Source organism: Bacillus sp. AFS029637 (assembly GCF_002584985.1).
Taxonomy (GTDB): Bacteria; Bacillota; Bacilli; order Bacillales; family Bacillaceae_G; genus Bacillus_A.
In genome coordinates this window covers 1-13321 of sequence record NZ_NUPZ01000047.1, presented here as the reverse complement: position 1 = coordinate 13321, position 13321 = coordinate 1, and the positions used below count along the sequence as shown (strand labels likewise).

The 13321-nt window shown below is 34.1% G+C and carries 9 protein-coding genes and 6 pseudogenes; 3 read left to right on the top strand and 12 right to left on the bottom strand.

The genetic code is table 11. The features are described from left to right. The first annotated feature begins 481 nt into the window (after positions 1-481). The 3 genes from COE49_RS25160 to COE49_RS25150 all read left to right on the top strand — a co-directional run bounded on the left by COE49_RS25160 (position 482) and on the right by COE49_RS25150 (position 3641). The gene (locus COE49_RS25160; RefSeq protein WP_088233108.1) at positions 482-1012 is read left to right on the top strand and encodes a sigma-70 family RNA polymerase sigma factor; all 531 of its coding nucleotides are present in this window, start codon (positions 482-484) and stop codon (positions 1010-1012) included. Continuing rightward, positions 1005-2039: a DUF4179 domain-containing protein gene (locus COE49_RS25155; protein ID WP_098946142.1), complete on the top strand. Its 1035-nt coding sequence runs from the start codon at positions 1005-1007 to the stop codon at positions 2037-2039. Before COE49_RS25160 ends, COE49_RS25155 begins: the two co-directional genes overlap by 8 nt. 171 nt (positions 2040-2210) lie before the next feature. Continuing rightward, positions 2211-3641, top strand: coding sequence for an IS4 family transposase (locus COE49_RS25150; RefSeq protein ID WP_098841126.1), 1431 nt, complete (start codon positions 2211-2213; stop codon positions 3639-3641). Positions 3642-4045: 404 nt separating this feature from the next. Here COE49_RS25150 and COE49_RS25145 read toward each other — a convergent pair. The 12 genes and pseudogenes from COE49_RS25145 to COE49_RS25090 form a co-directional block, all read right to left on the bottom strand. Then, a pseudogene (locus tag COE49_RS25145) lies at positions 4046-4320 on the bottom strand (barstar family protein). A 283-nt stretch (positions 4321-4603) separates the two neighbouring features. After that, on the bottom strand, positions 4604-5137 hold the full coding sequence (locus COE49_RS25140; RefSeq protein ID WP_249278342.1) for a DUF2247 family protein: 534 nt from the start codon (positions 5135-5137) through the stop codon (positions 4604-4606). A gap of 292 nt (positions 5138-5429) precedes the next feature. Beyond that, a pseudogene (locus tag COE49_RS25135) lies at positions 5430-5654 on the bottom strand (pre-toxin TG domain-containing protein); the annotation flags it as partial. A 108-nt stretch (positions 5655-5762) separates the two neighbouring features. Next, positions 5763-6086: a hypothetical protein gene (locus COE49_RS25130; RefSeq protein ID WP_088233087.1), complete on the bottom strand. Its 324-nt coding sequence runs from the start codon at positions 6084-6086 to the stop codon at positions 5763-5765. A 641-nt stretch (positions 6087-6727) separates the two neighbouring features. Next, a pseudogene (locus tag COE49_RS25125) lies at positions 6728-6915 on the bottom strand (helix-turn-helix domain-containing protein). Positions 6916-7212: 297 nt separating this feature from the next. Further along, positions 7213-7401 (bottom strand): hypothetical protein, encoded by a 189-nt coding sequence (locus tag COE49_RS25120; RefSeq protein ID WP_088233086.1) that lies wholly within the window; start codon positions 7399-7401, stop codon positions 7213-7215. A 272-nt stretch (positions 7402-7673) separates the two neighbouring features. After that, positions 7674-8336 (bottom strand): restriction endonuclease, encoded by a 663-nt coding sequence (locus tag COE49_RS25115; RefSeq protein ID WP_088233085.1) that lies wholly within the window; start codon positions 8334-8336, stop codon positions 7674-7676. Then, positions 8329-9306: a DUF3991 and TOPRIM domain-containing protein gene (locus tag COE49_RS25110; protein WP_088233084.1), complete on the bottom strand. Its 978-nt coding sequence runs from the start codon at positions 9304-9306 to the stop codon at positions 8329-8331. Before COE49_RS25110 ends, COE49_RS25115 begins: the two co-directional genes overlap by 8 nt. Positions 9307-9547: 241 nt before the next feature. Then, positions 9548-10483, bottom strand: coding sequence for a nucleoside hydrolase (locus tag COE49_RS25105; protein WP_088233083.1), 936 nt, complete (start codon positions 10481-10483; stop codon positions 9548-9550). 258 nt (positions 10484-10741) lie between these two features. Beyond that, a pseudogene (locus COE49_RS25100) lies at positions 10742-11506 on the bottom strand (topoisomerase C-terminal repeat-containing protein); the annotation flags it as partial. Continuing rightward, positions 11505-11764: pseudogene (locus COE49_RS25095) on the bottom strand (IS6 family transposase); the annotation flags it as partial. The pseudogenes COE49_RS25100 and COE49_RS25095, both read right to left, overlap by 2 nt. A gap of 592 nt (positions 11765-12356) precedes the next feature. Further along, a pseudogene (locus tag COE49_RS25090) lies at positions 12357-13053 on the bottom strand (IS6 family transposase). Positions 13054-13321 lie beyond the last annotated feature (268 nt).

The window sequence follows — 13321 nt, the reverse complement described above, 5'->3', positions numbered from 1 at the left end:
AAAGACAAGGCGGAATCATACTCTCACAAGGAATCCGCCTTTTTCTGTTTCTATGACTCTATGCATTTTTTTATACATTCCTATCCTGGCGTGGGTTTTAGGGTTCTCGTTTGTTACTGGATTAGCAAAAAACTGTATAAAACCTTGTATGCTCTTAGCGTGGGTTTTTTCCAAAATGCTGGCGTACCCCCATGCCCATCAAGCTAAGATTTTGAAGTACCCCCTAAATGAAAAAAATTCTCCCCAGTTAGTCATTTTGAGAAATTAGCTTATTTTTTCGTTTAGAGAGATTTTCTTTATTTTAAATTTGGTATGAAAAGGTTATATATTCATCTCTTATTTCTATCTAGATTTCTGATTTTTTTAATGTTGGATATTAATCATTGCAATAAGCTGTGGGATATTTATATATATATACGTATTTTTGCAACCTTTTTATTCTCTCATTCGACTATATTAGTAAAGGGAGGAAGGAATGAAAATGGATATAGCCTATCTAGTAAAACAAGCAAAAAGAGGAAATGATCAAGCATTTGAACAACTTATTACTTTTGTTCGCCAAAAATTATATCGAACAGCCTATTCGTATGTAAGAAATGAACAAGATGCATTGGATATTTACCAAGAGACAATTTATGAAGCATATCTTTCATTGGGAAAATTAAAAAAACCTGAGAAATTTCAAAGTTGGATTACCAAAATTCTTGTTTTTAAATCTATTGATTTTGTAAGGAAATCCTCTAGACAATTCGTTGCAAATGATGAAATATTCGCCAATTTATGTACAGAAGAGAGCATGAATAAATTAGAACAATCATTGGATTTAACCGAGGCATTTAATTTCTTAGATCCTACTTACAAAACCATTATTTTATTAAGGTATTATCACGATTTATCTATTAAAGAAATTGCTGAGGTTCTTAATTCTCCAGAAGGAACGGTAAAATCTCAATTACATCGAGCAAAGCAAGCCTTACGCCCCATTTTAAAGGAGGGATATAGTTATGAATAAAGAAGAATTTAATCACCATATCAATGATATTCCTATACCAGAAGATCGATTAATTCAAAGAGAAAAAACAGCCATGCTTCAAGCTAAGAAAAAACAATACCGTAGAAAAAAAACAATCCAGTATTCTAGTCTTGCTGCTTGTGGAATATGTGTTTCGCTTTTAGGTTTTGGATTCATTTCTCCTGCTATGGCGAAGACATTATCGGGTATTCCAGTTATAGGCCCCATTTATTCACAATTTAATGATATTGCTTCTGATAAAATTGAAAAGGATGAGCTTGCTACATCAATTGAGAGACAAGATACCCATAGTGGTTTAACGATGAATGTGAAAGAAGCTGTTTACGATGGTGGACGTTTAGTGGTCACGGTGGAATACAAAGGAGAAAATATTGCTTCCAATAGCAATAATGAAGAAAAAGCTGGATTTACTTATGTAACCATTAATGGGAAAGAAGAAATCAGACCTGCAATTGGTTCTGCTTCACAGAAGTCAACAGGACGAAACACTATTATTGAGCAGCATGAATTCACTCTGGCTAATTACGGTGAATTTGGTGATAAAATTGATGTTGCTGTCCATGGGAAAGATTTATTTGGAAAAACAGGAACATGGAACGTAGCATTTCCTCTTGCAAAAGTTGAAGGAAAGATTCGTAAATTCACTCCTAATATAAAAACATTAACGGAAGATAATCTATATGCATTAACAGTAGACCAAGTGACCTTTTCTTCACTTTCAACGAGGATTGATTTGACCTTTGATTATCCAAAAGAAATGGAAGCTAATGACGGTTGGCCAGCGTTTGATTATACTGTGACTGATGCTAATGGAAAAACATATGAAGGAGAAACCTTGCAAATTGGTAGCACGGGACTATACGGACACCATATTGTTTTAGCTCTGCCACCAATGGATAATCCTCCAAAATCCTTAACAATCGAACCTATGTATCGTAGTGGTCCAAATAATACATTAAAAAATGGAGGTGCTGAAGATTTGAAAATGACTGTTTTGCTACAATAATTGAAGGATTTTGTTAGGTTTCTATGTCTATTAATTGCTAATAAGTGATGTTATGTTAATTTGACGTGTATGGAAAAAACATCGCTACCAAGCTAAGGTAAATTTGTATCCATATAATCAAAAAAAACGCTATTCTTTTTGTAGAAATATACAGAAAGGATGGCGTTTTTGATGAACTCTATCATTTCAAATGAACTGAATCTTTTTGCACAAGAGCTACAATACCTTTTATCTCCAGTAGTCCTACAAGATATCGCCAGACAAGTTGGCTTTGTAAGGCGATCTAGTAAGTATCAAGCAAACGAACTCATTGCTCTTTGCGTATGGCTCAGTCAAGAAATCGCTAGCACATCACTTACACAATTGTGCGGTCAGTTAGAAGCCTCAACTGGGGTATTGATGAGCTCAGAAGGATTGAATCAACGCTTTAATCCAGCAGCTGTCGCATTTCTTCGGGAAGTCTTTACTTCTCTTCTCACACAAAAACTCTGTTCAAATCACTCGCTTTCTGCACATATGATCTCTACCTTCAATCGTATTCGTATTTTAGATGCAACAGTGTTTCAACTGCCTGACCATTTCGCCACTGACTATCAGGGTTCAGGTGGGAGTAGTAATACGGCAGGCGTGAAAATCCAATTGGAATATGATTTACTTAGTGGTCAATTCCTTAACGTGCAGCTTGGACCAGGAAAGAATAATGACAAAACATATGGTACCATCTGCCTTGAAACCGTAGAGGCGGACGATTTGTGTTTACGTGATCTTGGTTACTTCGATTTAGGAGACTTACAAACCATTCATGATAAAGAGGCTTACTATATCTCGCGCTTGAAGTTGAATACACGCATTTATATCAAGAACCCTGAACCAGAATACTTCAACAATGGTACGTTAAAAAAGCAAACAGAATACATCCAACTTGATATGACACAAATGATGTCTGGTCTAATCCCTGGCGAAACGATAGAAATCCTCGAGGCATACATTGGCCAAAATCAGAAGCTTCCAGCACGTGTCATTATCCATCGTTTAACCGATAATCAAACGCAAACACGCCTGAAAAACCAAGCGATACGTGAAAAGAAAAAAGGCATTGTCATGAAGGATAAAAGTAAACGTTTAATGGGTATGAATGTATATATCACGAACACGTCTCTAGAAGGAGTACCAACGAACTACGTGCACTCATTGTATTCACTTCGTTGGCAGATTGAAATTTTGTTTAAAACGTGGAAGTCATTTTTTGAAATTGATGAATGTAAAAATATTAAAAGAGAACGCCTAGAGTGTCATTTATATGGACAACTCATCGGCATTCTCCTCAGTTCTTCTACGATGTTTCAAATGCGACAGTTTCTGCTTGAAAAAACAAAGCAGGAGCTGAGTGAATACAAAGCGATTTATATGATTAAAGATTACTTTCCGTTACTGTTTCAAGCGATAGCCGTTGGCACAGAAGAACTTTTAAAAATTCTGCATCGTCTTTATCGGCTACTCAAAAAGAACGGTCGTAAATGTCATCGGTATAAGAAGATGACCGTCTTTGATATTCTAGGGATTGTGTATAAAACGACGGTGAAGCATAGACAAGCTGCCTAGTGAAAAAATCACGTTTTAATAGGCTTCTTTAGCATGCCTACTTTTCTATCACTTACTAGTTTTGAACCAGGGATCGTTTCATATCTAGTAAGTTACTTGGTTAGCTTGATGGACATGTCGTGCTACCCCTTATATAAAATATAACTTTCAAAAATGGGGAAAATTATAGATATGGTAGATTATTTCTAAAATCGTTGCCGTACCCCTAAAGTAAGTGGTTAAAATGTGTCCAAATTGTATCTAAACGTACAATTTTCTTTTTTTTGATATGGTGCCCCCTAATGGGGTACGGAAACGATTCTGGGTATGAGGGGCCACTCTGGGAAAGTATTCAAATTGATACAATAAAAAACGTAGAAAATAATTATTTCTACGTTTTTTATGTTTACCTAAGTTCTTTTTAGTTATTTTACAACAATGTAGAATTTACCTGCCATTTTTTCTTGAGCATCTTGAAATGTTTCTAAAATTATATCTGCCTCTTGACCTAACATATTTTTACTTTCTAAAAAAACTCCCACTCTATTGTTAATGGAAGAATGCCCCATGCAGTTAAGCAATCCCATAGTGCATCAGCATTTTCTTCATAATAATCAGAAAGACCTAGCTTTTCCTTTAATATTTTGTGTGAAATTTCTTCACTTGTAAATTGTCGACCATCTACATTTAAAAATTCCATAAAAACTCCTCCTACTTTATTTCAGTAAATGTTTTATAATGATCCGAAGTTTTATAAATTAGTCCATCACTAGATGACAGCACATGTAAATCGATTTGGAAAGTAGCATATTGATTTAAATCGAAAACCACCCGAACTACTATTTGACCTTTCATTTTCTTCGAAAAAAGTAGTTTTCACTTAAATAATGTATAATAAAAGCCGTAGGAGTATAATACCTACGGCTTTGTAAAAGGAATCTTGATTTACTATAAAATACCCTCTAAAGGTTTATTATTACGATTTAAACCTCCTGTAAAGCTTTCTGTTCACTTTGTAAGAATGAATCTAGTTTATTTATCAGTCGTTTAATATTTTCACTTTTGGTATACTTAATTGGATCATAACCGTCATCCGGTTCTAAATAATAAATAAATCCTTTCATATCGGCTGGATAATTAAAATCACTATACAGGTTAGCTATATTCTCTAACAAAGCATCGTAATCGTTATTTTTTTCTCTCATAGACATTAAAATACAGTACTTCCATTTTCGTTCCTCAACATCACCATTCCAAGGTATTGCTAAATCCATTATTATGGTTTCTATTAATTCAATAGCTTTTTCTTTATCGTATTTTCCCCATGTAAGTTCTAATAATGCATCATCTCTTACGTGGGGATTATCAATCAAATAATTTGCAGCATATGTATCAATTTCTTCAATGGATAAAAGGCCTAATTTTAATCCGGTTAGCAAAGTAGCCCAACTATATTGTAGTCTATACGTTTTGAAAATTTTATAACTATACATTATATTTTCACTTCTTTCTTGCATTCGCTTTCCCTGTTACGCCAACTCCCTCAATAAACCTTCTGTGTGTAACACCTTTTTTAGGGTCAGGGTCAACAATCCATTCGAAAACACCTTTTTTACCATTTAACGAACCTTCTACCTGATAAAGTTGTCGCTTAATTCCGTCACCTTCAACTAAATCAAATTTCGATGCATAACTAACATAATTATCAATACTTTTATTAAATGCATGTAGTTCATCTATTTTTAATGCACTACCTGTACGAATGTTATCTAAAACAGGATTATTTATTTCTATGGTTTTTGGCTTATATTTAGCAGCGGCTTCCAGTGCTTTTCCTTTCTTCTCTAGGTCACCAATTTTTCCTGCAACTTTACCAACTACTCGTGAAGTACCACCAGATACGACCGCTAATGTGCCCCATCCATAATCTTCTGGACCTTATTTTGGGCCTGTTACTACATCTTCGCCATTGATGAGCTGACCAATTTCTTTTCCTGTTCCAATCCCTGGTGTGATATCTAAAACGAACGATAAGTAAACGTATCTTAAGTCATTTTAAGAGATAGAACAGGCGCACATTTAGGCGCCTGTTCTATAAAAAAACACCTTATTTGCTATAAGTTGTTTTTTTATTTCATCTATTTAGAACTCCTCTATTTGAACTGTAAAATGTGGCTTGAATTTTACTTCGATTGTTTTGTTTTCTACGCCGCCTTGGACATATAATGAATTATTACGGGTATAGATTCGTTTCGCCGAACCCATCTTGGTTTCAAAGATACATTTATTTTCATAAAACATTTTTAATTCAACAGTTTCCTCGTAATAACACATAATCATTACTAATTCAAATCCTAATTTATCTATTTTACTATATCTATATGCACCTGCACCAGGAATAAAATAATCTTCTGGTTCACTCTCGAAAATTTCTAACAATTCGTATTCATCATATTGAATATTCATTTTAATAACTCCTTTCGTGAAAGGGCTCAATTTACTTTATTTATGATATTCACGATTTATTAGGTACAACGGAAACAACATCACCATTATCATTCAATACGACTCTAACATCTTTCCCATCGTATTGCCATAGACCAGGTTTATTTCCTGGTTTTTAGTACTATGCTTAATTGCATATTTTATCTTCTCAATAGAGTGTACGCTATTGAGAAGATTACAAGTTATTGATTTTTAAAGGATTTAGAGGTTCTCAAATACACTTATCAGAATTGAAGTATGGTATTTAATTCCAGAGTAGCCCTTGAAAACCATAATCGTTTTCGTACCCCTTATTGTAGTGTTTTAGTTTTTATTAACTTCTACGATACGTGAAATTATTATGCGTTGCAATTAAAAGCCCCCATAGCATAGACCATAAATCTATGAGAGCTGCCTAAAGGTATTTCACATTCGACCTGGTTCTATTGTAGCAAGCTTTCACCAAATAGCAAAAACATAACGATCCAAAACCAAATAATTAAACGAAATGCACTCTTAAATCCTCCCCAGAGAGAAAATGTTTCCTCTTGCATTATTATCCCCCTTTCCTACTTGTCTTTTAGTTCTCCAAACCATTCATACATTGCCTGTCAGCTTATAATCTATTCCGTACGCTTCCCTTCAGGATGCAAAAAATACTTCACTAAACCGTCTTGTACCATGCGCTCTAAATCATTTATTTGCTTCTCGTTATTAGAGAGGGGCTATACTTATTCTTAATTGTCTCACGAGGAATCCCCCAATAAAAAGCTGCTTCAGATGGTGTCATGTATTTATCAATTTCTTTCATGGGAATTCTCCTTTGTTTGTACTTTTCCCTTTATGTTACAATAAATAAAGAAGGAAATGGACTAGATTTCCTTCTACTTCAGTCACTCATTAACTATGCCCTTTATTTGCTGTTAAGCAAATGAAGGGTTTTTATTTTGCTTGTTTATATTTACTATCTATAACAGCCAAACGGATCAACTTCAGCTTAATATCCTTACTAAGAGAAAGCCATTCAGATGTACCCATTCTCATATCCTTTTCCTCCCCATTCCCTTTTTATACTTCAAGAAAATTAATCCCTTAAAACATTTGTATTTTACACTAATTTAATAACTAGGGAATCCTCATCATATTCGTGAATGTGTAATTCATAGCGCATATCTGCTGCATCCAGTACTTTACAAAACCACTGATAGTAAGTCGGATTACTTACTTCCATGGCAATTTCTTCATTCCTGAACAGATACTCTAAATCATCAATGATTTCTTTCACTGTATTTTCCAATATTCTAACTCCTTATCTTTATAAAATAACCTTGTAAGGTTATTTGTTTGTTTTTCAGATATTTTACAGAAAAATTTCAAATAACATCCTTCACTCACTTTAAACCACTTATTTCCGCTTACAACACACCCTTTGTTATTTAGGTCTTATGTCATTCACTTTTAAATAAACATTGGTTAAATTGAAATCTGAGAAGCCGTTTTTTGATGAGAGTATGATTTTTTAAAAGTTAGTTCCTAAAAATAACAAAAGAGCCGGGTTTTCATCACAGCTCATGTATTAATTGGTTCTGTATGTGTACATGTAGGATATTGAGAACAACCAAAAAACTCATTTCCTGTTTTATTTGAATTACGAATCACTAAATCATGCTTACATGTTGGACATTTCCGTTCTGAAGGTTTTACCCCTTGATATACATCTTCAGCCGTATATTCGGGATTAATTTTATTAATCAATTTCTGAAGTTCTACACGATCTATTAGTTTTACATTACAAGCTTCCGCTAATTCTTTTGCTTGTCTTGTATATACACTGTTTGTTACAACCCAGCCCTCATGTGCTTTGTAATAGGCTTGTGCTGCATATATCTCTTGTACGGCACTGATGCCGACTCTATTTTTCATCCCGTAGCGTTTGGCCTGGATTACAATACGATTTTTCCCCCTTAATACCAGATCCGCTCCGAAATCATTTGACTGCTTTGTGACTGTTGGAGAATAACCCAACTCTCGAAAGAGAGCTTTTAGGTATACTTCGAATTGATGGCCGTCCATTTTGTCTATATAGCGAATACCGGACTTAGCCATTCGCTTTAATATTCTTCGCTCCTGGATCTTCCGGTACATAAATTTTAAAATACGAAAAAGAACATAAAGAATAAAACCATAAATCAAAATCTGTAATATGTTTGGCATTCCTGGTAGATTAGACACTTCTCTCCACCTCTTTAATTGGTTTCATTTTCTTTGGTTGAGCTGCTTCTTTTACCTGCTGCTCACTCACTTGTTTCTTCCGGACATCGTTCCAATCTTTTTCATTCGTTGGAATATCCTCTTTAAGATCTACAAAGCATTTCATCGTTTGAATAAAGTCTTTCCCGGCTTTATCGTTATCAACTGCCATAATGACCTCTTTAATATCGTGCCCTTCTTTTTTCGCATCCATTAAAGATTGAATCACTGTTTTTGACTTCAATCCATGCATAGAAACCAGGCGAGCATTTTGTATTTTATTTTGCTTGATACTCCAATGGGATAACATGTCGATTGGATCTTCATAAAAATAAATCTTATCCGGTTTACCTACATCAACCGTAAAACCGGCATTGATTTTTTCATAATTCGGGACAATTTGCTTAAAACTACCCCTTTTATTCTCCATTTTGACCGTACCTTGACGGTTCATTCCAATGACTTGCCCTTTGCCTCCTTCTTCCCTCCATTTGAACACCACATTATTTTTCTTATCTTGGGCGATGAGATCCTTTTTAATCAGCCAATTCACTAAGCGAGGATCAATTTTTCTCTCATCAATTAAGTATTGCTTTATTTCTGTTTGTTTTGGCACCTCTAAGTGTTTTGGATAACTAAAAGGCTGCTGTTCTTTTTTGCGTTCCTCTTCAGCTTTTGAACGATCAAACTCTTTGTAATCCCCTTTATTGATGTCTAATACAGCTTGCGGAAATGTCATTTCATAGTACATCATCGCAAAGCTAATCGCTCCATATCCCTTCTCCCCTCGACTATTCCAGGCGTATTGATTCCCTTTAATGATGAGACTGTCATGTTCCGTATGACGATAATAGTTCCCTTCCTTCTTAAACGTTTCTCCCTTTGCTTCCAGATATGAAATCAAGTCTATGTTTCTTGCTTTCATCGCATCCTCCGTACTGACATGTGCCATTACGGAATCCCCCCTTTACTCTATAAAATGAAATAAAAAAGAGGACTATTCCATTTCCTAGTCCTCTTTTGCTACTTATTGTCTTGATATAAAAAAAGAGCTTTACTAACAAAATACTTAAACACCGCATTTTTGAATGAGTAAAAATCTTTTTTATTTTTTACTTTATAACTACCTTTGTCCTCAAATTTAAATTTTCATAAGGTTATACATTACTATAAAAGGAAATGAATTTTTTAAATTAATACCTTTGCTTCCCTACCATTGTCTCTATAAAATCATTAATAAAGTATTTTTGATTTAATTTTAAACCAATGCGAACTCCTGTAGCTTCTGCACCTGAACGAAAATCAGCAACGGTTTGTCCTCTAAAAGATTTTAAATCAACTTCTACTTTACGATACATATATTGAATAAAACTAGGGTTAGCTATTGCGCTCATTGCAACTACATCATGTAAAGGAGCTCCTTTAATACTTTTATTCAATTTTTTATAGGCACTGTAATAATAATCATAGATTGGTTTTATTAATGATTTGAATGGACTATTTGTATGTTCCACAATATAATTCACTTCGTTCGGGAGCAATACAGCTGAATTTGTTACATTTAAAGGAATCATTGTTAAATTTTTCGACTGATTAATTACAAACTGTGTTGAAACAGGATCACCATACGCATTGGCTTCTGCTACAGATGTGACATTTCCTGGTTGTAAGAACACTCCGGACATGATATATACTTCTTTTACACTTTGCATTAATTCTTTCCAAATATTTAATACCATCGCAAGGGAAGTAGATCTTCCTACATCAATAATTGTTAACTCTCCCTTGTACCTTTCAATAATTTTAGGGATTAAGCTAAAATCATGAACAGAAATAGTTGTTACACTTTCAGGAGGCCGAATAGGACCAAGTCCTTCTGGACCATGGATTTCTGGATAATAGGTAGTAAACCCATTGAAAAATGGTAAAGTTGCACCACTTATAACAGGGATATCTTGTCTTCCAGCCAATTGCAAAAGATACAAGGCATTTCGAGTTGTTTGTTCTTTGGTAACATTACCGTAACTCGTAACAATTCCAACAATTTCAATCTTAGGATTTAGTAGACCATATATGATAGCTAAAGAGTCATCAATACCTGGATCGCCAAATAACAATACTTTCTTCAAGGTATATCTCCTTTCTTACAAAAACTACTTTTATAAGACAAGCCTCATACCATTTATATGTAAGAAATTAGTGTATTTATGACGCATGTTTTGAGATATTCCCTCTATAAGTAATTTTCTACTTAACCTCGCATAATATGAATGATAATAGGTTTTTCATGTGTGCTTTTTCGTTATTTTTCCTATATAGTAAAGAACTTTTTTATTCAGCAAAAAACTTCTTTATCTTGTTACACTTATAGTTGATACATTTCATTTTTATTTGCCGAATAAGAATTTTAATCGCTTCTCCTGTACGCTGTATGATAAACGAGCGTCAAATTTCTTTCCGTTTTTGTTTGAGATAAACCCTTTAATTTGATCCGTCACATTCTTTTCTAATAGCTTTTTTACATGGTTACTACTTAGATTTTTACCAGAGAATGTACCAAAAATGATGAAGTCACAGCCCTTTTTGTATCGCTCACATAAGTAATTACTTTTTCCTACAAGAACTCTACTTTTGCATAGTGGGCATTTACCGATTGTACGATCTTCAGTTGTTGGAAAACTGAATTTCAGACTTCCGTCCGCTTCCATATAGATAGCTGCCGTAAATTCTCCCTTTTCCCCTTCAAAGCGATTTATAAAATCTGTTGTTTTATACTGAATCAGCTTTTTCATTTGATTACTAGGGATTGCTTTCCCTTTCATCTTTGCTGGTAACATAAAATCACATCCATTTTTATGCTCCGTACATCCATAAAACGTTTTACGATGAAGGATCTCACCTTTTTTACATTTTGGGCATTTACCAAATGACAGCTCCTCTTGTGTTGGGAACTGAAATTTAACTTTTCCTTCATGTAACACTAGATAAGCGGAAAACTCTTTCTCATTGGACTTAAATCCTTTTAAAAGGTCTATTTTCTTATCCTCAAACAGCTTTTTCGCTTGTACCTCCAGAATCGCTTTTTCTTTGATTTTCTTTGGTAGAGAAATTTCACATTCTGGATAATTACTGCACCCATAGAAATTACCTTTGCCCTTTTACTTTAATATAGGTTTCATCAACTCTCCATGAATCATTTGTTGATTTTAGATGATGTCATACTTTCTTTTCTAATTGAGGCCCATATTGATAAACCCAGCGCATAATCGTTGTGTGAGCAATGGATAATGCCCTTCCATCATTTTCACCAGGTTACGGAAGCTCAAATTGTACCGTAGGTACCATCTTACTGTTAATAAGATTAGTTCAGGCTGATAATGTTTCCACTTGAATAAGTTTTGCTTTTCCATACTGATCACGCCCTTTTTTTGAGTACTAGTATCAGCATGTCTAAGTATCAGAGATTAGTTACATAAATCTTATAGTTTTGCACCAGAACCACTTCGTCTATGCAAAAATATATTCACCGTACATTTTATCTATTTTTGATACTCTACAACATATATGACGAAATACATATGACGAACCCTTTTTTATCATTAGAGTTCGTCATATGTCCTCTTATCTATGTCGAAGTATATATGACGAACTCTAATAGCAAGTTTTCACTTGATACCATTGAATTTTACTACTCACGCTTGACGAAGTAATATGTACTTTTAAATCAAGAGTCCATAGGGGATAACGGTTTGATTTTTTGCAAATTTCAGTTGAAATATACTTTAATCATTTTTATGTTCTGAACTGCTTAATTTATCCGACATTTATTACTTTTATTTCATGACTATTGCACTCGATTTTATGCAAGTTTCCGTATATTATTTCCATATCACAGGGGTGTTTGAAATTGAAAAAATCATTTAATCATACCGTTAAATAGGTTCTGATGCAAAAATAGAATAAAAGATAATAAAGTGCATAGATTCCTAACGGAATCGTATCTTATGCTGCAAGTCCAAACAATTGATGGATGAACTCTTTCTGATTTTGGACAGACTGGTCCCGTAAATCAACCTGTTCTTTTTTCATCATATGCATGGCCTCTACTCCAGAAAGAATGGATGTAGCTGTGTCAAAACATTTGAACCCTAGCATAGAACAAGATCATCGCTTCTTTATAAAGCGATGATCTTGTTCTACTATGTTATTCAAGTACTTTTGTTGTCTAAGTCGCATGCCACCAGCTATGCTTTTTTCTTTTTTCAATTGTTCAATTGCTATAGAATAAATTGGATTTTTATCGACTGTTATAATACAAGGTTTTGAAACATGAAAAGACTGCAGGGCCTTCTTGAAAAAGCGCTTTGTAGCCTTCTGGTCTCTTGTTTTGCTTAGGTAAAAATCGATTATATTTCCTTTCGAATCAACAGGACGATACAGGTACATCCATTGACCTTTTACTTTGATATATGTTTCATCTACTCTCCAGGAGTCATTTGTTTGTTTAAGATGACGTCAATTCAAGACCGTACTGATCAACCCAACGCATAATCGTTGTATGAGAAATGGGTAAGCCCCTTTCCTCCATCATTTCCACTAAATCACGAAAACTGAGGTTGTACCGTAGGTACCATCTTATCGTTAATAAAATAATATCAGGCTGATAATACTTCCATTTGAATACATTTTCCTTTTCCATATCATTCACGCACCTTCTTTAGATTAGTAGTATCAGTATGTCCAATATTTGTAGATTTACTGCAATTGTCCTGATTTTTTTACACCAGAACCCTATTTTCCCTAAAAAATAAATTCAAAACACCTCTCAGATTTTATAATTATTTCTCTTTTTCTAAACTATTCAGCTATGAAATTTCCACTTATATGAAACTGAAAATTCTATCATTTACTCTTGAACTACTCACCACTTAGCATCCTCGCGGACTTTTTGAAGTGGGAGATTCCTA